The sequence below is a fragment of the Streptomyces sp. NPDC057682 genome (assembly GCF_042799575.1).
Classification (GTDB): domain Bacteria; phylum Actinomycetota; class Actinomycetes; order Streptomycetales; family Streptomycetaceae; genus Streptomyces.
Genome location: NZ_JBHVIN010000004.1, coordinates 462,969 through 482,602 on the forward strand (window position 1 = coordinate 462,969; position 19,634 = coordinate 482,602).

General features: G+C 72.4%; 16 protein-coding genes and 1 riboswitch. Of the genes, 5 read left to right on the forward strand and 11 right to left on the reverse strand.

What is annotated here, in order from left to right; translation table 11 throughout:
- Positions 1-10 precede the first annotated feature (10 nt).
- The 4 genes from ACFVDM_RS09625 to ACFVDM_RS09640 all read right to left on the reverse strand — a co-directional run bounded on the left by ACFVDM_RS09625 (position 11) and on the right by ACFVDM_RS09640 (position 5,746).
- The gene (locus tag ACFVDM_RS09625) at positions 11-1,489 is read right to left on the reverse strand and encodes a carboxylesterase/lipase family protein (protein WP_383635468.1); all 1,479 of its coding nucleotides are present in this window, start codon (positions 1,487-1,489) and stop codon (positions 11-13) included.
- 267 nt (positions 1,490-1,756) lie between these two features.
- Positions 1,757-2,737 carry a terpene synthase family protein gene (locus tag ACFVDM_RS09630; protein ID WP_383635471.1) on the reverse strand — a complete coding sequence of 327 codons (981 nt, stop codon included), beginning with the start codon at positions 2,735-2,737 and terminating at the stop codon, positions 1,757-1,759.
- 483 nt (positions 2,738-3,220) lie between these two features.
- Entirely contained in the window at positions 3,221-4,231 is a 1,011-nt protein-coding gene (locus ACFVDM_RS09635) for an alpha/beta fold hydrolase (RefSeq protein ID WP_383635284.1), read from the reverse strand.
- Positions 4,232-4,402: 171 nt separating this feature from the next.
- Positions 4,403-5,746: an SGNH/GDSL hydrolase family protein gene (locus ACFVDM_RS09640; RefSeq protein WP_383635287.1), complete on the reverse strand. Its 1,344-nt coding sequence runs from the start codon at positions 5,744-5,746 to the stop codon at positions 4,403-4,405.
- A 238-nt stretch (positions 5,747-5,984) separates the two neighbouring features.
- Here ACFVDM_RS09640 and ACFVDM_RS09645 point away from each other — a divergent pair, with 238 nt between their 5' ends.
- On the forward strand, positions 5,985-7,265 hold the full coding sequence (locus ACFVDM_RS09645; protein WP_383635290.1) for an MFS transporter: 1,281 nt from the start codon (positions 5,985-5,987) through the stop codon (positions 7,263-7,265).
- A gap of 58 nt (positions 7,266-7,323) precedes the next feature.
- Here ACFVDM_RS09645 and cynS read toward each other — a convergent pair whose 3' ends face one another.
- Positions 7,324-7,794: a cyanase gene (cynS, locus tag ACFVDM_RS09650; RefSeq protein WP_383635293.1), complete on the reverse strand. Its 471-nt coding sequence runs from the start codon at positions 7,792-7,794 to the stop codon at positions 7,324-7,326.
- A 78-nt stretch (positions 7,795-7,872) separates the two neighbouring features.
- On the reverse strand, positions 7,873-8,466 hold the full coding sequence (locus ACFVDM_RS09655; protein ID WP_383635296.1) for a carbonic anhydrase: 594 nt from the start codon (positions 8,464-8,466) through the stop codon (positions 7,873-7,875).
- 125 nt (positions 8,467-8,591) lie between these two features.
- Here ACFVDM_RS09655 and cynR point away from each other — a divergent pair, with 125 nt between their 5' ends.
- Positions 8,592-9,500, forward strand: a complete 909-nt coding sequence (gene cynR / locus ACFVDM_RS09660) for a transcriptional regulator CynR (RefSeq protein ID WP_383635299.1) — start codon at positions 8,592-8,594, stop codon at positions 9,498-9,500.
- Between the two features lie 122 nt (positions 9,501-9,622).
- Here the strand turns inward: cynR and ACFVDM_RS09665 are convergent, their stop codons facing one another.
- A complete protein-coding gene (locus tag ACFVDM_RS09665; protein WP_383635302.1) occupies positions 9,623-11,107 on the reverse strand; it encodes a non-reducing end alpha-L-arabinofuranosidase family hydrolase in 1,485 nt (494 codons plus the stop codon).
- A 451-nt stretch (positions 11,108-11,558) separates the two neighbouring features.
- Here ACFVDM_RS09665 and ACFVDM_RS09670 point away from each other — a divergent pair, with 451 nt between their 5' ends.
- The gene (locus tag ACFVDM_RS09670) at positions 11,559-12,992 is read left to right on the forward strand and encodes an endo-1,4-beta-xylanase (RefSeq protein ID WP_383635305.1); all 1,434 of its coding nucleotides are present in this window, start codon (positions 11,559-11,561) and stop codon (positions 12,990-12,992) included.
- Positions 12,993-13,088: 96 nt separating this feature from the next.
- Here the strand turns inward: ACFVDM_RS09670 and ACFVDM_RS09675 are convergent, their stop codons facing one another.
- The 4 genes from ACFVDM_RS09675 to gcvT all read right to left on the reverse strand — a co-directional run bounded on the left by ACFVDM_RS09675 (position 13,089) and on the right by gcvT (position 17,514).
- Complete coding sequence (locus tag ACFVDM_RS09675; protein ID WP_383635308.1) at positions 13,089-14,471, reverse strand: L-serine ammonia-lyase; 1,383 nt, start codon at positions 14,469-14,471, stop codon at positions 13,089-13,091.
- Positions 14,472-14,635: 164 nt separating this feature from the next.
- Positions 14,636-15,898: a serine hydroxymethyltransferase gene (gene glyA, locus ACFVDM_RS09680; protein ID WP_383635311.1), complete on the reverse strand. Its 1,263-nt coding sequence runs from the start codon at positions 15,896-15,898 to the stop codon at positions 14,636-14,638.
- Between the two features lie 20 nt (positions 15,899-15,918).
- The gene (gcvH, locus tag ACFVDM_RS09685; protein ID WP_383635314.1) at positions 15,919-16,296 is read right to left on the reverse strand and encodes a glycine cleavage system protein GcvH; all 378 of its coding nucleotides are present in this window, start codon (positions 16,294-16,296) and stop codon (positions 15,919-15,921) included.
- A gap of 102 nt (positions 16,297-16,398) precedes the next feature.
- On the reverse strand, positions 16,399-17,514 hold the full coding sequence (gene gcvT / locus ACFVDM_RS09690) for a glycine cleavage system aminomethyltransferase GcvT (RefSeq protein WP_383635317.1): 1,116 nt from the start codon (positions 17,512-17,514) through the stop codon (positions 16,399-16,401).
- A gap of 141 nt (positions 17,515-17,655) precedes the next feature.
- Positions 17,656-17,747, reverse strand: a riboswitch (glycine riboswitch).
- A 192-nt stretch (positions 17,748-17,939) separates the two neighbouring features.
- Between gcvT and ACFVDM_RS09695 the strand changes: the two genes are divergently transcribed.
- The gene (locus ACFVDM_RS09695; protein ID WP_383635320.1) at positions 17,940-18,626 is read left to right on the forward strand and encodes an AAA family ATPase; all 687 of its coding nucleotides are present in this window, start codon (positions 17,940-17,942) and stop codon (positions 18,624-18,626) included.
- 139 nt (positions 18,627-18,765) lie between these two features.
- On the forward strand, positions 18,766-19,536 hold the full coding sequence (locus tag ACFVDM_RS09700; RefSeq protein WP_383635323.1) for an enhanced serine sensitivity protein SseB: 771 nt from the start codon (positions 18,766-18,768) through the stop codon (positions 19,534-19,536).
- Positions 19,537-19,634 lie beyond the last annotated feature (98 nt).

Consider the following 19,634-nt stretch of genomic DNA (forward strand, 5'->3'; position numbering starts at 1 on the left):
CGGGCGGCCTTCAGCGGTACGGGGCCCAGCCGCGCAGTTCGTCGTCGCGCGGGGCGTGCACCAGGGCCGGGGCGCCGGGCCCGAAGCGCATCACCGGCCGGCTCCCGTCCCAGGCCGGCCACCCGGGGTCCCCGCTCTCCGCGAACCGGACCCAGGCCGTGTGCATCGCGGCGGCCAGCTTCCGGGGGGCGTCCGGCCCGGCCAGGGCCACCGCGTCGGGCCCGGCCAGATTGTCGAAGACGAAGCCGATCTCCAGTCCGTGGCAGGCGCCGAGCCCCTGGACGGGGGAGGGCCAGCCGAATTCGTAGAGCCGGGTGGAGCCGGCCGCCCCGGTCCGCGCGTCGGCCAGCAGATTGAGCGGGACGCGCAGCAGCAGGTCCGTGGCGAGGGCGCCGAGCAGCTCGCCGGGGGTGGCTCCGGGGCGGTTCGCCCGGTACGTGCGGGCGGTGGCGGCCGGCACCCGGAACCGCCACAGCGCGAGCCGCAGCCGGGTCCGGGAGAACCGTTCGGTCAGCCCGGTGGGCACGAACCAGAGGCGGTACTCCTCGGTGGTGGACCCCAGCAGCAGATCGACGCCGGACGACGCCCCGTCCCTGAGCGCCGCGAGCGGGTCGCGGGGCAGCAGCTCGCCGTCGACCACGAGCTGGAAGGAGTTCCCGCCGGTCAACGGGGAGCCCCCGGCGGTCACCTCGGTCTGCGCGGCGAGCAGCGCGGCGGGGTCCACGGCCGCGAGGGCGCGCGCCGTGAGGGGCACCCCGAGGCGTCGGGCGACGAGCGCGGACGTCCGGCGGGCCGCGTCCGGCGGCAGCGCGGTGGGCGCGCCGCTCTGCAGCACGGCCCGCCGGAAGAGCCCCGCGGCGCGGGGCGCGGAGAGCAGCGCGCCGATGCAGATCGCCCCGGCCGACTCCCCGCAGACGGTCACCCGGTCCGGATCGCCGCCGAACGCGGCGATGTTCTCCCGGACCCAGCCGAGCGCGGCGATCTGGTCCAGCAGCCCCCGGTTGGCGGGCGCGTCCGGGAACAGTCCGAAGCCCTCCGTGCCGAGGCGGTAGTTGAGGCTCACGCAGACCACGCCGTCCCGCGCGAAGGCGGCGCCGTCGTAGAGCGGTACGGCGGAGGAGCCGTGCAGCAGCGCCCCGCCGTGGATCCAGACGAGGACGGGCAGCCGGGCGGAACCGGGCGCGGGCGTCCACACATTGAGGTTGAGACAGCCGTCGCCGGGCACCTCCGGATCGGGCAGCAGCCGGTCCAGCGGCGGGGCGTACGGCCGCTTGGGCGCGGTCGGCCCGAAGGCCACGGCCTCGCGCACCCCGTCCCAGCGTTCGGGCGGGGCCGGGGCCCGGAAGCGGTGCGGGCCGACGGGGGCGGCCGCGTACGGGATGCCGCGGAAGACGTGCACCCCGCGCTCGCGGGTGCCGCGGACGGTGCCGTACGCGGTGCGGACCGGGGGTGCCGGCCGGGTGTCGTCGTCCGGTGCGGGGCCGGACATCGGGAACGGTGTGGTGGCCATGGGACGGCTCCCGCCCTCGTGCGGACGTCGGGCGTGTCTTCCAGCAGAGCACGGCCCGGTGCGGGGGGCCATGCGGGGAGGCGTCGCACGGGGCGGCGGCCGGTCGGTCGTGAGCCGGGGGAGGGCCTGATTCAGGTAACGCGGCTTTCCGGCCGCCTGGGGAGCGGCCGGAGAGCCGGGAGCGTACGGCGCTGAAATGTCCGGAAATCGTGCCGCCGGACGGGGATATTCCGCGCGGGGCGCCGCTCAGGCCGCGAAGTTGCGCGACAGGGAGTCCTGCGCGTCGGTCTCGGTCAGCTCCGGGCGGGTGTAGCGCTCTGCGCGCGCGTGGTAGTCGAAGTCGCCGCGGACGAGGCCCCGGTAGTCGCGGACACAGCGTTCCAGGGCGATGCGCGGCTGTCCCTGGATGCTGGCCGCCTCGATCTCCTCGACGAGCTCCTTCTCGGCCCGCTGCACCCGGTCGGCGATCCGCCCGAGCAGCAGACCGGCCTCGTCGACGGCCTCCTGGAGCGTGCAGCCCCGGTCGCGCTGGATGAGCCGGACGGTGTTGTGCTCGTAGCCGAGCAGGGCCTCCTTCTCGAACGAGCAGATGTCGTTGCAGAGGCCCGAGTGGTCGGCCACCGCATTGCGTAAGGCGATGTAGGCGGGAAGGCTCCGGACGGATTCCGGCAGATCGATTCCGGCGGTGATCTCGTGCAGGTCGAGGAACGGCTGCATGGCCACCGAGTCCCGTCGGTGGCGTACGAAGTCGGCGGTTCCGGGCACATGGCCGGCGGCCCGGTCGACGGCCTCCGCGTAGTACGTCCACAGCCAGGCGGCCGTGTCGCGGCGGAACTGCCGCAGCCAGTGCGGGGGCCGTCCCGTGCAGGTGCGGGCCAGGAGCTGGGCCAGGGCGTTCTCCATGGGGCCTTCGGGTTCCCGCAGGCCGTCCAGCACGTCCACCAGGCGGGTGATGGCGCCCTCGCAGAGGCGGGGATCGCGGCCCGCCGGGCCGTCGTCGAACTCGTCGTCGACGAGGAAGGCCCAGAACAACCACTGGCAGAAGAGGTCGAGATGCTTCTGCGAGGCCTCGGGGAAGATCAGCGAGATCCAGAGTTCCGGCCGGGTCCGGATCATCTTCTTCCGGGCCACCGGGGAAAGCACGAGATCGCCGGCGGCCGCCCATTCCCAGGCGGCCCGTTTGGTCTGCTGGATTCCGGGATGGCATCCCGCGCTGTCGAACGGCATATGGAATGCGGGAAGCATGAGCTTACTCATGGTGCACCTCGTCGGAGATGGGAACAGGGAACGGGCGCGCGGAAGAACCGCGCACCCGAGGGATCGGTGCGGAGTGGAGGGACGCCGGGGGCGACGGCCGGAGCCGGGGCGCGGATCAGCGCCCGGGGGGCGGGCCGTCGCGGTGGGGGGCCCCGGGCGTTCTTCGGGCACGAGGGCAGGGCCGGACGGCCGGATCCCGTCGGGGAGGCGTCGTGGGAGGTGCGCCTGTCATCGCTGTCCTCTTTCCTCCGCAGGGCCGGGTCGTCGAGCCGGGCCCCGCGGGGGCCCGGGGCGGCGGGCCGCCTGACGTGCACGGCGGCCGCGTCACCACTCGTCACGACCAGTGAACTCCCAGTATGCGGGGGAGGGAAGCCATGGGTGACCGAAAATGTATGATCGCCACGAATACCTGCTCAGTTATGAACAGTTGAGATGTGCGTGGGGCGGATGGGATCAACCGCCCGTACGGGCGGACTGGCTGGTTCGGACCGGGGCCGAAGCAAGCCAGTTGAGCAGGATCCGGTTGACCTCCTCGGGCCGCTCCTGCTGGATCCAGTGGCCGCAGCCCTCCAGGAGATGCGAGCCGACCAGGCCCGGGAGTGTCGCCGGATACGCGGCGATGGCGTCGGACAGCCAGGTCGTGGAGGCGTCGCGGGTGCCGCCGACGAACAGCGACGGCTGGGTGACGGGCGCCCCGTCGAAGGCGGCCAGGTCCTCCCAGTCGCGGTCCATGTTCCGGTAGCGGTTGAGCGCGCCGGTCAGGCCCGTCCGCTCGAACTCGCCCGCGTAGACGTCGAGATCGTCCTCGCTCAGCCAGTCGGGGCGCCCGGCGGGGAAGCGTTCGCGCAGGGTGCCGGCGCGGGCGGCGAAGTGCGGATCCGGTGCGTCGGGGCCGGGCATCGTGTCGGCGGAGAACGCGGCGTAGAAACCGGCGAGCCAGCCGCGCACATCGGGTTCGATCTCCGCCTCGGCCCGGCCCGGCTCCTGGAAGCGCGCGACGTAGAACTCCTCCTCCCCGCCCATCCCGGCGAAGACCTCGCCGGGCCGGGGGCCGCCGCGCGGCGCGTACGGAACGCTCAGCAGGGCGACCGCGCGGAAGACGTCCGGCCGCAGGAGCGCCGAGTTCGCCGCGATCGTCGCCCCCCAGTCGTGGCCGACGAGGACCGCGCTCCGCTCGCCGAGGGCCTCCACCACCGAGACGTTGTCCTCGGCCAGTTCGGTCATCCGGTACGCCGACACGCCCGCCGGCCGCGAGGAGCGCCCGTAGCCGCGGACGTCCAGGGCCACCGCGCGGTATCCGGCGGCCGCCAGCGCGGGCAGTTGGCGGCGCCAGGAGTACCAGGACTCGGGGAAGCCGTGCACCAGCAGCACCAGGGGGCCGCTGCCCTGCTCCACCAGATGGATCCGCCCGGCCGGGCCGGGCACGGTGCGGTGGACGGGGGCGGGGACGGACTGCTGCGGCATGGCTCCTCCAAGGCATCCGGCCGGGCCCCCGGTCGGCCCGGGGCCCGCTCGGCACCGATCCTGTCCACGCCCCGTGACCGCCGCCAGTTCTGTTGCCGTTCCGGCAAAGAGGCCCGGGACCTGCACCGGAACGGCCGCCGGGACGGCCTGGGCGGGGCCGGAAGGCACGCCCTAGCGGTAGCCGAAGCCCGCCGGACGGGCGGACGGGAGGAACAGCCGCTCCGGTACGGCGCCGGCCAGCGCGCGGTAGCCCGCCGGGTTCAGATGCAGATGGTCCCCGGTGTCCAGCTCCGCCCGCAGCGCCCGGGGGGCGGCCGGGTCCCGGACGGTCCGGTCGAAGTCGAGCACGGCGTCGAACCGCCCCGAGGTCCGGATCCAGCGGTTGACGGTCTGCCGGGCCCGCTCGCGGTGGCCATCGGGATCGTCGTAGCCGGTGTTCCCGCCGAACGGCGTCAGCGTGGCCCCGTAGACCCGGATGCCCAGGGCATGGGCACGGGTGACGATCTGGTCGTACGCGCCGATCACGTCGTTCGCCACCCGCTCCTGCGCCGGGCCGGTGGCGTCCGCCGTGCCGATGTCGTTGACGCCCTCGAACACGATCAGCCGGTCGACGCCGCTCTGCGCCAGGACGTCGCGGTCCAGCCGGGCCAGCCCGTTCGGGCCGAGGCCGTCCTGGAGCAGCCGGTTGCCGCCCGCCGCCTGGTTGAGCACCGAGGTGCGCGCCGGGCCGCCGGCCAGCCGCCGCTGGAGGACATCCGGCCAGCGGTCGTTGCCGTTGGTGGTGGAGCCCCGCCCGTCGGTGAGGGAGTCGCCCAGCACCGCCGTCGCCGAGAGGGTGTCCCGGGCCCAGACCTCCACCCCGCTGAGGAAGTACCAGTGGTCGGTCGGGACCGCCCCGGGGAGCGCCGCGTCCGTCACATGGTTTCCCGCGCGGAGGTAGGAGGTCGTCCGCGAACCGGGGTGCGAGGTGATCGCGGTGGACGCCTGACCGGCGGCCAGATAGACCGTCGCGGTCAGCTCGGAGCCCGCTTCGAGCGCGAAGTCCAGTGGATCGGACACCACCTGAGCCCCCGTCGGCACCTCCACCGACGAGGCGCCCCGGAAGGTCACCGGCCGCGAGGACCCCGGCCGGATCGCGTCGGTGCCGGCCCGCCCGTCCCGCGGCAGCGCCACCGATACCCGGGTGATCGGCAGCACCGCGCCCCCGAACGCGTTCGAGAACCGAAGCCGGATGTGGTCGCCGCCCGCCGAGACGTGCACGGTCTGCCGCAGCGTGGCGTCCGTCAGCACCGCGCCGTCCCCCGTGAACGGGGCCGGCGGCATGTTGGACGGCTCCGTCAGCTGCGGCATCGAGGTCCAGGCCCCGACCCAGTGCGCGTTCCGCGCCCCCGGGCCGGGATCCCCCTCCGTCCCCTCCGCCCCGCCCCCGGCCCCGAGGGCCGGCGGAACGGCGACGAGACAGGCGCCCAGCGCCACGGCGGTGATCAGGCTGACGAGCGACGATCTTCGGCTCATGGAGTGTTCCCTTGCGGAGTGGGAGAACGGAAGGAATCGCACAGCGTCCGCCGACGCGGACGCGTATCTCGTCCGTGCGCCCGCCGGACCACGCGGCAGGCTAGCCCCTCCGATTGTTGCGGTCAATCATTCGAAATCTTTCGAGTCGTGGAGGCCGCCACCCGGACGACGACGGCGGCCGGGCGCCCGCGGAACGCCGAGTACGCTGACGGCTTTCCCGCTCGCCCAGGAGGTTCGATTGGTCCGGCACGGAGCACTCGGGCGGGACTTCCGGCGGCTGTGGACCGCGTACGCCGTCAGCGCGGCGGGCAGCGCGATCGGCATGGGCGCGCTGCCGCTGATCGCCCTGCTCGTGCTGGACTCCTCGCCCGTCGAGGTCTCCGCGCTCGCCGCCCTGTCCGCGCTGGCCAGCGGGGTGATCGCCCTCCCGCTCGGGGTGCGCGTCGAGTACCGGCGCAAGCGGCCGGTCATGATCACCGCCGATCTGGTCCGCTGCGCGGTGCTGGCGACCGTTCCGCTCGCCATGGCCTTCGACGCGCTCACGTTCACCCAGCTCTGCGCGGTCGGCATCCTCCAGACGGCGGCGTCCGTGGCCTTCGACGCTGCGGGCGGGGCGCATCTGAAGGCGCTCGTCCGGCCCGAGCACAGGCTGCGTGCCAACAGCCTGTTCGAGACGACCAACTGGATCACCGTCAGCGCCGGACCGCCCCTCGGCGGACTGCTGATCGGGGTCCTGGGCGCGGCCGCGACGCTGGTGGCGGACGCGCTGTCCTTCCTCGGATCGGCCCTCGGTATCGGCCGCATCCGGGAACCCGAACCCGCCCCGGCGCAGCGCCCGGCAGCCTCCCGTACGGGCCGCGACATCGCCGCGGGCTGGCGGTTCCTCCTGGGCCACCCCGGGCTGCGACCGCTGTTCCTCAACGCCCTCGTCTTCGGGGGCGCCGTCATGATGTCGTCCCCGCTGATGGCCGTCCTCATGCTGGACGACCTCGGCCTGGCACCGTGGGGCTACGGACTCGCCCTGGGGCTGCCGTGTCTGGGCGGGGTGCTGGGCTCCCGCCTGGCCCCGCCGCTCACCCGGCGCTTCGGGGCGCGCCGGGTCCTGCTGCTGTCCGGTGCCGCGCGCACGCTCTGGACGGTCCTGCTGCCCCTGACGCCCTCCGGCGCCCTCGGCGTGGCCTATATCGTGACGGTCGACTTCGGACTGCTGCTCTGCGCGGGGGTGTTCGGCCCCTCGTTCACCACGTACCGCATGGCCGCCACCCCCGACGCGTACATGTCCCGCGTCGGCACGTCCTGGTCGGTCGGTTCCAAGGCCTGCCAGGCCGTCTTCATGATCGCCGGCGGTCTGATCGCCACCGCGGCGGGCGTGCGCGGCACCCTGCTCCTCGCGGGTCTGCTGTGCCTGGCGAGCGCGCCGCTCCTTCCGTGGCGCGGGGACCGGCCGGCGTCCGGGACCGTCCCGGCACCGGCGGCGGAGAAGGCCCCGTCGCCCCGTACCGACAGCCCCTCCGCGTAGCGGCGCAGCCGCCGCCCCTCCCCGGGCGGGAGGGGCGGCGGCCGGATGCCGGTATCCGTCAGAAGGGCTTCGTCGGCAGGTACTTGCCGTCCAGCGTGATGACCGCGCGCTCGCCGCCCTCGGGGTCCGCGACCTTCTTCACGTCGAGGCGGAAGTTGATCGCGGAGATGATGCCGTCGCCGAACTCCTCGTGGACCAGGGCCTTGAGGGTGGTGCCGTAGACCTGGAGCATCTCGTAGAAGCGGTAGATCGTCGGGTCGGTCGGGACGCGGTCCGGGATCGAACCGCGGGTCGGGATCGTCGTGAGCAGGAGAGCCGCGTCGTCGCCCAGCTCCAGGAGCTCGGCCACGGCCTTCGCGGACGCGGCCGGGAGGGCGTGCTGGCCGAGGACGGCGGCGGTGGTGAAGGCCGTCGACAGGCCGGCGGCCTCCGCGATGCGCTTCCACGACAGGTCCTTGCGGATCTTGGCCTCGACGGCGCGGTCGGCCAGGGCCTCACGGGCGGTGGGCGTGAACTGTGCGTGCACCATGATCGGTGGTTCCTTCCGGTGGGGGGTGGGCCGCTCCGCGCGGAGGGGGTGCGCGGAGCGGAGTACGGGGGCGGCCGCTCAGGCGGCCGGGGTGGCGGAGGCCGGGGCCGGGGTGAGGTCCTCGACCCGGCCGGTGGCGATGTCGTAGACCCAGCCGTGCAGGGCGAGCCGCCGCTCCGCCAGGGCGCGGGCGACCGAGGGATGGGTGGCCAGGGTGGCCAGCTGGGCGAGCACGTTCTGCCGCACCAGGGCGGGGACGTCGCCGCGGGCGCCGGTCCGCGCCACCGAGGCGTCCGCGAGCCGCAGCCAGCCGGCGACCGCGGGGGCGCCGCTCAGATCGTGGTCCTCGGCCAGCGCGGTCATCGCCCCGCACGCGGAGTGGCCGCAGACGACGACGTCCCGGACGCCCAGCACGCCGACGGCGTACTCGATGCCGGCGGCGACCCCGTCGGCGCCCGGCGTGTACGCGGGCACCAGGTTTCCGGCGGTCCGGACGACGAACAGCTCGCCGGGCTCCGCTCCGGTGATCAGCTCGGGCACGACACGGGCGTCGGAGCAGCCGATGAACAGCGTGTGCGGGGCGTGGTGCGCGGCCAGCCGGGCGAAGAGCTCCTCCTTCGCCGGGAACACGTCCTCCTGGAACCGGGCGACGCCGGCGGCGAGGTTCCGCACGGTCACTCCTCTCGGGTGGTGATCGGCCCCTTGCGGGCTGATGGACCCACCCTGCATGACCAGCTCCTATAGTGTCCAAGAGCTGTTGCGCCTGATCCTTATCGATGCCATCTATAGTCGAGGGCATGGCCGCTCTCGAACTGCGTCATCTCCGGTATCTGCTCGCCGTGGCCGAGCACGGCAACTTCACCCGTGCCGCCGAGGAGCTGCACATCTCCCAGCCCACGCTCTCCCAGCAGATCAGGCAACTGGAGCGGACCCTCGGGGTGCAGTTGCTGGACCGGACCGGCCGCACCGTCCGGCCCACCGACAGCGGCGCCGTCTACCTCGCCCACGCCCGGAGCGCCCTGCGGGACCTCGCCGCGGGCGAGCGCGCCGTCCACGACGTCACCGACCTCTCGCGCGGTCATCTGCGCCTGGGAGTCACGCCCACCTTCACCGCGTACCTCGTCGGCCCGCTCGCCGCCGAACTCCGCGCACGCCACCCCGGCGTCACGCTCTCCCTGACCGAGGCGACCCAGGACCGCGTCGAGGCGGCCCTCCTCGACGACGTCCTCGACCTCGGCATCGCCTTCACGGGCGACCACCACCCCGGCGTCACCGCCACCGCGCTCTTCGAGGAGACCCTTACCCTCGTGACCGGCGACCGGCGGCCGGGCGCGCCCACCGGACCGCTACCGGCCGATGCCCTCGGGGACGTGGAACTCGCCCTGCTCAGCGGGGACTTCGCCACCCGCACGCATATCGACGCCTATATCACCCGGTACCGGGCCGCGCCCCCCATCACGGTCGAGGCCAACTCGGTCCAGGCGCTCACCGAGATCGTCCAGCGCACCTCCCTGGCCACCGTCCTGCCCGACGCCGTCACCCACGACCACCCCCACCTCACTCCTGTCCCCCTCGATCCGCCCCTCCCGACCCGCACCGTCGCTCTGCTGCGCCGCACCGACGCCTACGAGAGCGCCGCGTCCCGCGCCTTCACCCGCCTCGTCCACGACCTGGTCCGCGGGCGGGGGTATGCCGCGCCCGCGTGAGGGCCCGGGGGGCGACGGCGCACGGGGACGCCGCCCACCGGACACGCACGTCAGGCCGGCGAACCGCTCCTCTCCGCGCGAACGTGGCGGGCCGGGCCCTTCGCCCGGCCCGCCACGCCGTCTCAGCGCTGAAGCGTCAGCAGGCCGGGCCGGTAGGGGAGGAGGCCGTAGTCGACGCCGTCGGAGCCGGGGCTGCGCCCCTGGTAGAGCAACTGCAGATTGCAGGGGTCGATGGTCATGGTCTGGTCCGCGCCGGTGCGGAGCAGTTCGCCGTGGCTGATGTCGTTGGTCCAGGTCGCGCCGCTGTTGGCCTTGCCGGCGAACGGGTTGCTCTCGGTCGCGGCCTGGGGCGTCCAGGAGCCGTTGAGGCCGGTCGCGGTGAACGAGCGGAAGTAGCGCTTCTCGTCCGCGCCCCGGGCCTCGACGATCATCAGGTACTGGTTGCGGTCCTTGACCTTGTAGACCTGCGGCGCCTCGAACAGGTTCTTCTCCGTGTCGGTCATCACCGTGGTGTACGAGGAGCCGAAGCTGCCCGGGAAGTTCCCGATCGGCATGGCGGCCCGGTAGATCCTGCCGTTGTCACCGGCGAAGAACAGGTACATGTTCGTCCCGTCACCGATGATCGTCTGGTCGATGGGGCCGGTTCCGGAGCCGGAGATGCTTCCGGTGAACAGGGGCTGCGGTGCCGACCAGCCGTTCGGGTCGGTCGGGTCGGTCGACGTCCGGTAGGAGAAGGCGGCCGCGCCCCACTGATAGGTGAGCACCCAGATGTTCTTCGGCGCGAAGTAGAAGAGCGAGGGAGCGACGGTGCCGGACGACATCGCGTTCTGGCTCGCCGAGGCCATCTCGGACCAGTTGGTGAACAGGCCGAAGTTCATCGAGCCCCAGGCACTGCCCGTTCCCGCGGCGCCGTGGGTCGTCGCGTAGACGAGCTGCCTGCCGTTGTAGGGGGCGACGGTGAAGTCCTTGAGCGAGGCCCACCCGGGCTTGGGCTGCGCCAGCGCGCCCGTCGACGACCAGCGATAGGTCGACGGAAGATCGCACGCGCCGGGGGTGGTGCCGCCGGCCTCGACGAGCTGCCACTGCTGGTTGGCGCCGCCCCAGTCGTCGTACTGGACGATGTTGGCGTTGTCCGCGGTGGAGGCGCCCTGGACTTCGAGTGCCTTGCCGCTGTGGCGCGAAATCAACCTCACATAGCCGTCCGAGCCGTCGGCCAGCCGCCACTGCTGGTTGGTGGCGTCGAGGTCGGTCCACTGGACGATCGGGCCACCGTTCGCGGTCGACCAGTTGTGGACGTCCAGGACCTTGCCGGAGTGGCGGGACTTGATGCGGTAGTAGCCGTCTCCGGAGTCGACGAACTGCCACTGCTGCTGGCTCTGATCGTTCCTGGTCCACTGGGTGATGCGGGCGCCGTCGTTCGTCGCCAGGTTGTAGACGTCCAGGGCCTTGCCGCTGTTGCGGTTGACCAGCACGTACGAGGCGTCGGGGTCGACGGTCGGAGCGGCGGCGGCGGGCTGGGTGCCGAGGAAGGTGGCCGCGAGGAGCATGGGCACGAGGACGGTGAGCAGGCGTCTCAGGGGGAATGGGTGGGGACGGCGATTCCGCATCGGAGAGGGCTTCCCTTCTGGGGGACGGGATGGGGTGACCCCGAAGAACCGTGGAGTGGCCGCCCTGGGTGCGGGGACGGAACCGTGGGAAGGCGGCCGCGTGTGCCGAGAAGTCGGTGCTCCGATCGGTCTGGTGGCCGGAGCACCGCGCCAGCTGCCGGGAGAAGAGATTCGGAAACCTTGCGGAAACTCCCCGGACGCTTGGACGCCACAAGGGTAGGAATGAGGGGTCTCCCGGTCAAGGTTCCGTCCGCGGTCTGTCCCTGAACAGGGACTCTTGCCCCGGTATCTCGAAAGTTTCGAATCGTAAAACGAAACATCTTTTGTCTGGAGCATTGACGATGCACCGTCAATCGCCTCATCATCCCTGTCTGAAAAGGCGGTCACAGTTCGAGATCTCGAACGGTCGTGCCCGCGGACCTGCCGCGACTTCTCCCCTGGAGGCACAGCCATGGGCTCGTACGCCCTTCCCCCACCCGCTGCCCGCCGCGGCAGGCTCCGCGGTCTGCCGGCAGCCCTGTTCGTCGGCGTGTTCGCGCTGATCGGCGCACTGGCCGCGCCGCCGCACGCATACGCCGCCGAGAGCACGCTCGGCGCCGCGGCGTCGCAGAGCGGCCGCTACTTCGGCACCGCCATCGCCTCGGGCAAACTCGGCGACTCGGCCTACACATCGATCGCGGCCCGCGAGTTCACCTCGGTGACGGCCGAGAACGAGATGAAGATCGACGCCACCGAACCCCAGCGGGGCCAGTTCGACTTCACCGCAGGCGACCGCGTCTACAACTGGGCGGTGCAGAACGGCAAGCAGGTGCGCGGCCACACCCTGGCCTGGCACTCCCAGCAGCCGGGCTGGATGCAGAGCCTCAGCGGCAGCTCGCTGCGCCAGGCGATGATCGACCACATCAACGGCGTGATGGGCCACTACAAGGGCAAGATCGCCCAGTGGGACGTGGTGAACGAGGCCTTCGCCGACGGCAGTTCGGGAGCCCGGCGCGACTCCAACCTCCAGCGCACCGGCAACGACTGGATCGAGGTCGCCTTCCGTACCGCGCGCGCCGCCGACCCGGCCGCCAAGCTCTGCTACAACGACTACAACGTGGAGAACTGGACCTGGGCCAAGACCCAGGCCATGTACTCCATGGTCCGGGACTTCAAGCAGCGCGGCGTGCCCATCGACTGCGTCGGCTTCCAGTCGCACTTCAACAGCGGCAGCCCCTACAACAGCAACTTCCGCACCACGCTCCAGAGCTTCGCCGCCCTCGGCGTGGACGTGGCGGTCACCGAACTCGACATCCAGGGCGCGTCGGCCACGACGTACGCCGACGTGACCAACGACTGCCTGGCCGTCCCGCGCTGCCTCGGCATCACCGTCTGGGGTGTGCGCGACACCGACTCCTGGCGATCGGGCGACACGCCGCTGCTGTTCAACGGGGACGGCAGCAGGAAGCCCGCCTACACAGCCGTCCTCAACGCGCTCAACGGCGGCTCCACCACGCCCCCTTCGGGCTCCGGTCAGATCAAGGGCGTCGCCTCCGGCCGCTGCCTGGACGTGCCGGGCTCCACCACCTCCGACGGGACCCGGGTCCAGCTCTGGGACTGCGGCGGCGGCACCAACCAGCAGTGGACGTACACCGCCGCCGGCGAGCTCAGGGTCTACGGCGACAAGTGCCTCGACGCCGCCGGGACCGGCAACAACGCCAAGGTCCAGATCTACGGCTGCTGGGGCGGCGACAACCAGAAATGGCGCCTCGAATCCGACGGCTCCGTCGTCGGCGTCCAGTCCGGCCTGTGCCTCGACGCCGTCGGAGCCGGCACCGCCAACGGCACCGGGATCCAGCTCTACTCCTGCTGGAACGGCACCAACCAGCACTGGACCCGCACCTGAGCGGACCTGCCGCCGAGGCGCGGGGGGAGCGGACCCGGGGCGGTCCGGGGCATGTGGTGAAAGCAGCGCCCTAGGGCGCTACTTTCACCACACGCCCTAGCACTCGATGATGTTCACCGCGAGCCCGCCCCGGGCCGTCTCCTTGTACTTCACGGACATGTCCGCACCGGTCTCCTTCATGGTCTTGATGACCTTGTCGAGGGAGACCTTGTGGCTGCCGTCGCCGCGCAGGGCCATCTTCGCCGCGGTGACGGCCTTCACGGCGGCCATGCCGTTGCGCTCGATGCAGGGGATCTGGACGAGGCCGCCGACCGGGTCGCAGGTCAGGCCCAGGTTGTGCTCCATGCCGATCTCGGCGGCGTTCTCCACCTGCTCGGGGGTGCCGCCCAGGACCTCGGCGAGGGCGCCGGCGGCCATGGAGCAGGCGGAGCCTACCTCGCCCTGGCAGCCGACCTCGGCGCCCGAGATGGAGGCGTTCTCCTTGAAGAGCATGCCGATGGCGCCGGCGGCCAGCAGGAAGCGGACGATGCCGTCCTCCTTCTCGGCCTCGGTGGCGCCGCCCGCCGCGAAGTTCATGTAGTAGTGGAGCACCGCCGGGATGATGCCGGCCGCGCCGTTCGTCGGGGCGGTGACCACGCGGCCGCCCGCGGCGTTCTCCTCGTTGACCGCCATCGCGTAGAGGGTGATCCACTCCATGGCGTGGGTCTGGGGGTCGCCCTCGGCGCGCAGCTGGCGGGCGGTGGTCGCGGCGCGGCGGCGGACCTTCAGGCCGCCGGGCAGGATGCCCTCGCGGGCCATGCCGCGCGACACGCACGCCTGCATGGCGCGCCAGATGTCCAGCAGCCCGGAGCGGATCTCGTCCTCGGTGCGCCAGGCGCGCTCGTTCTCCAGCATCAGGGACGAGATCGACAGACCCGTGTCGCGGGCCAGGCGCAGCAGTTCGTCGCCGGTGCGGAAGGGGTGCCTGAGGACGGTGTCGTCGAGCACGATCCGGTCCTCGCCGACCGCGTCCTCGTCGACGACGAAGCCGCCGCCGACCGAGTAGTACGTCTTCTCCAGGAGCGGGGCGCCCTCGTGGTCGTAGGCGAAGACCGTCATGCCGTTGGCGTGGTACGGCAGCGCCTTGCGGCGGTGCAGGACCAGCTGCTCGTCGGCGTCGAAGGGGATCTCGTGCATGCCGAGCAGGTTGATCCGGCCGGTCGCGCGGATCGCCTCGACCCGTTCGTCCGCCGTCTCGACGTCGACCGTACGCGGGGACTCGCCCTCCAGGCCGAGCAGCACGGCCTTGGGGGTGCCGTGGCCGTGCCCGGTGGCGCCGAGCGAACCGTACAGTTCGGCCCGTATCGAGGCGGTGTGGGCGAGCAGGCCCTCGTTCTTCAGGCGGCGCGCGAACATCCGGGCGGCGCGCATCGGGCCGACCGTATGGGAGCTGGACGGGCCGATGCCGATCGAGAACAGGTCGAAGACCGAGATGGCCACGGGGAACTCCTAGGGGTTGGTAGACGCCGTTGTCTGCCGGGTGGTGCGGTACGGGCGGGGTGCCCGGAAAGCAGGGGACAGAGCGGGGGACAAGGGACGGGGCACCGCACTCACCTCTCAGTGTGCGCGGTGCCCCTCCCGGACGCGCGGACGCGCCGGTCCGGCTACTTCTTCAGGCCGGGGTACAGCGGGAACTTCTCGGCGAGCGCGGTGACCCGGGCCTTCAGGTCCTCCGTGTCGTAGGCCGGCTTGAGGGCCGAGGCGATGATCTCGGCGACCTCGGTGAAGTCCTCGGCGCCGAAACCGCGGGTGGCCAGGGCCGGGGTGCCGATCCGCAGGCCCGAGGTGACCATCGGGGGCCGCGGGTCGTTCGGGACGGCGTTCCGGTTGACCGTGATGCCGATCTCGTGGAGCCGGTCCTCGGCCTGCTGGCCGTCCAGCTCGGAGTTGCGCAGGTCCACCAGGACCAGGTGCACGTCCGTGCCGCCGGACAGCACGGAGACGCCCACCTCGGTGACGTCGGGCTGGACCAGGCGCTCGGCCAGGATGCGGGCGCCCTCCAGGGTGCGCTGCTGGCGCTCCTTGAACTCCTCACCCGCCGCGACCTTGAAGGAGACGGCCTTGGCCGCGATGACGTGCTCCAGCGGACCGCCCTGCTGACCAGGGAAGACCGCCGAGTTGATCTTCTTGGCGAGCTCCTGGGTGGAGAGGATCACACCACCGCGCGGACCGCCGAGGGTCTTGTGCGTGGTGGTGGTGACGACGTGGGCGTGCGGCACCGGGTTGGGGTGCAGGCCCGCGGCGACCAGACCGGCGAAGTGCGCCATGTCGACCATCAGGTACGCGCCGACCTCGTCCGCGATGCGGCGGAAGGCGGCGAAGTCCAGCTGGCGCGGGTACGCCGACCAGCCGGCCACGATCAGCTGCGGCTTGGACTCCTTGGCCAGGCGCTCGACCTCGGCCATGTCCACGACGCCGGTGTCGTCGACGTGGTACGGGACCACGTTGTAGAGCTTGCCGGAGAAGTTGATCTTCATGCCGTGGGTCAGGTGACCGCCGTGGGCCAGGTTCAGGCCCATGATCGTGTCGCCCGGCTTCAGCAGCGCGAACATCGCGGCGGCGTTGGCCTGCGCACCGGAGTGCGGCTGGACGTTCGCGGCCTCGGCGCCGAAGAGCGCCTTGATGCGGTCGATCGCGATCTGCTCGACCACGTCGACGTGCTCGCAGCCGCCGTAGTAGCGGCGGCCGGGGTAGCCCTCGGCGTACTTGTTGGTCAGGACGGAGCCCTGGGCCTCCATGACCGCGACCGGAGCGAAGTTCTCCGAGGCGATCATTTCGAGGGTGGACTGCTGGCGGTGGAGCTCGGCGTCGACGGCGGCGGCGACGTCCGGGTCCAGCTCGTGGAGGGAGGAGTTGAGAAGCGACATCAGGTGGTCCCTTGGGGTCTTTAGTTGCCGGAGAACGCGGTGTACTCGTCGGCGGAGAGCAGGTCCTCCGGCTCCGCCGCGACGCGCACCTTGAACAGCCAGCCGCCCTCGAACGGAGCGGAGTTCACCAGCGACGGGTCGTCCACGACGGCCTGGTTCGCCTCGGTGACCTCACCGGTCACCGGCGAGTACAGGTCGCTGACCGACTTGGTCGACTCCAGCTCGCCGCAGGTCTCGCCCGCGGTCACCGTGTCACCGACCTCGGGGAGCTGGGCGTAGACGACGTCGCCGAGCGCGTTGGCGGCGTACTCGGTGATGCCGATCGTCGCCACACCGTCCTCGACGGCCGACAGCCACTCGTGCTCCTTGCTGTACCGCAGCTGCTGGGGGTTGCTCATGACCTGAATTCTCCTGTACGCGGGGGAGTGCTGATGGACGGTGGTCTTACGGTGTGAGACAGGACTGCGTCACGTCGCGCGGGGGTCCTGCGCCCCACGGTGCTACTTGCGCCGCTTGTAGAACGGCAGCGCCACGACCTCGTACGGCTCGTGGCTGCCCCGGATGTCGACGGCGACGCCCTCGGTGCCCGGCTCGGCGTACGCCGCGTCGACGTACGCCATGGCGATCGGCTTGCCCAGGGTGGGCGAGGGGGCGCCCGAGGTGACCTCGCCGACGACCTCGCCGCCGACGACGACGGAGAACCCGGCGCGCGGGACCCGGCGGCCCGTGGCGACCAGGCCGACCAGCTTCCTCGGCGGCGCGCTCTCGGCGCGCTCGGCGGCGGCCTCCAGGGCCTTGCGGCCGACGAAGTCGCCGTCCTTCTCGAACTTCACGACCCGGCCGAGACCGGCGTCGAACGGGGTCAGCGCGGTGGTCAGCTCGTGCCCGTACAGCGGCATGCCGGCCTCCAGGCGCAGCGTGTCGCGGCAGGAGAGCCCGCACGGGATCAGGCCGCGCGAGGCACCGGCCTCGGTGAGGGCTTTCCACAGCTCCTCGGCGTGCTCCGGCGCGACGAACAGCTCGAAGCCGTCCTCGCCGGTGTAGCCGGTGCGGGCGATCAGGGCGGGCACCCCGGCGACCGTGCCGGGCAGACCGGCGTAGTACTTCAGACCGTCCAGGTCGGCGTCGGTGACCGAGGCCAGGATGGCGGGGGACTCGGGACCCTGCACGGCGAGGAGCGCGTAGGCGTCGCGGTCGTCGCGCACCTCGGCGTCGAAGCCCGCGGCGCGCTCGGTGAGCGTGTCGAGCACCAGCTGGGCGTTGCCGGCGTTGGCGACGACCATGTACTTGGTCTCGCCGAGCCGGTAGACGATCAGGTCGTCCAGGATGCCGCCGTCCTCGGCGCAGATCATCGTGTAGCGGGCGCGGCCCGGGGAGACGGTGCCGATGTTGCCGACGAGCGCGAAGTTCAGCAGGTCGACGGCGCGCGGGCCGGTGACGGTGATCTCGCCCATGTGGGAGAGGTCGAAGAGCCCGGCCTTCGTGCGGACGGCGTTGTGCTCGTCGCGCTCACTGGCGTAGCGCAGCGGCATGTCCCAGCCGGCGAAGTCGGTCATGGTGGCGCCCAGCGAACGATGCAGGGCATCGAGGGCGGTGAGGCGGGGGGCGGTGCTCATGGATGAAGGCTCCCAGGGCATGACGACGAGGACGGTCCTCCCCATCTGTCATCGGAACCTGAGAGGTTCGCCGGGAGCCCCCGAGGGGGTTCGGCTTGCACCTTGGGTGGAGTCGCGCGGCGACTCGCTTTTCAGATCTGCCTCATCCACGCGGTACGGGGCCTGAGAGATTCAAGGGAGGGACTTGCTCCTTCGGCGCCCGGCCTGGGCCGGGACTCTCCCGCGCGGATTCGAGCGGCCTTTATGCAGTTGACCCGGTCATCATCGCACGGTGTGCGGGAGAGTGGGGTGCGGGGACCGGCGGCGGTCGCGACGGGCTTCCGGCAGCCGTTCCGGCGGGGTTCCGGCGGGTCGGACGGTTGTGCCGCATTACCTTTTCTTTACACTTCATGGGCAGGTGAGGGTCGGCCGACAGGGGGAGGGCGATGACATCGCAGCGGTACGCGACGACCGCGGGGGTCGCGCGCGGCGCACTGCCCGCTCAGGCGGGGGCGCCGGCGAGGGAGGCGGTGGGCCCGCGCGCGCCCGTCGTCCGTGACCTGCGGGACCGTGCGGGGCGCGGCCCGCGCGCCCTGCACTTCGCGGCGGGCGACGTGGTGGTGGTCTCGGGGCTGCCCGGCAGCGGGAAGTCGACGCTCATCGCGCGCACGGTCGAGGTCCGCGCCGTCGACTCCCAGGACACCCGGGACCGCTGGGCGGCCCGGATGCCGGCCTTATGCCCGTACGCCCTCTACCGTCCGCTGGTCCGCCTCGCCCACTACGGGGGGCTGTGGCGCGTGCTGCGCTCCGGCGTCTCTGTAGTGGTCCACGACTGCGGCACCCAGTCCTGGGTGCGGAACCTGCTCGCCCGCCATGCCCGGCGGCGCGGCCGGACCCTGCACCTGGTGCTGCTGGACGTCACCGAGGAGACGGCCCGGCGGGGCCAGCGCGACCGCGGCCGGGGCGTCTCCGGCTACGCCTTCGCCCGCCACCGCAGGGCCGTGGGGCGACTGCTGCGCGAGACCGCCTCCGGCCTGCTGCCGCGCGGCTGCGCCTCGGCGGTCCTGCTCGACCGGCAGGCGGCGGACCTGCTGACCCGGATCTCCTTCGCAGACGCACAGACCACGGAGTGACCGCGGACCGTCCGAGTGCTGGACGGTCCGGCGGCGGGGTCCGGATCCGGCCGTACGGAGATAACCTCTAGGCCGCGAGGGGCCACGAGAGGCCGCGGAGGAGCGCGTACCCGGTTGCCCGGGGTGAGAGAGGGACACAGTGGACATTCCGGCACCGGCCCGGTCCGACGCGCAGGGCGGATGGCCGGCCAACGAGCTCGAAGAGGTGCTGAGCGCCTCGCTCGGCAGCCCGGAGGCGGGCGGCCGGCTGGTCGAGGTGCTCGGGCGCAGCCAGGTCTGGGTGCCGCTGCCGGCCGGCGGCGGTCCGGACTCCGGCGTCCTCGATCTGCCGACCCTGGAGATCGAGGGCGCTCCCTATGTCCCCGTCTTCAGCTCCGAACAGCAGTTCCTCACCTGCGTCGGCCCGCACATGTCCTTCACCGTCGCGCCCGCCCGCGACTTCGCCCGCGGACTGCCCCCGCAGCTGGGCATCGCCGTCAATCCGGGCGGAGCCGTCGGCATGCCGCTGCCCCCGCCCGCCGTGGCCGAACTCTGCCGGGTCGGCCGCACCGCGCTCGACGGACCCGCCAGCGGCGGCCGGGTCCGGCTGTTCGAACCGGACTGGCAGGAGGAACCCGTCGACTTCCTCGCCGCCGCGGCCGGGGAGTTCCAGGAGAGCGGCGTGGTGCGCACCGCCCGCCGCGCGCTGGCCAGCATCGAGGGCGGCGACCCGGTGCTCTTCGTCGGCGTCGAGTTCTCCACCTGGGACGGGGCCGGGCGCAACGCCCCCATGGACGCCCTGGGCCGGGCGCTGGGCCGGGTCGAGGTCCGCTGGCCGGTCAATCTGGTCCTGCTCGACGTCGCCCAGGACCCGGTCGCCGACTGGATGCGCTCCCGGGTGCGCCCCTTCTACCAACGCGCCGAGGTGTAGGGCGTGGCCCCGGGCCGTGGCGTCAAGCCGGTGTCAGGGCCGCCGCATAAGCTGGTTTGATGGGCTGGTGCCTCGGCACCGTGCCGTCCCCGAGAGCC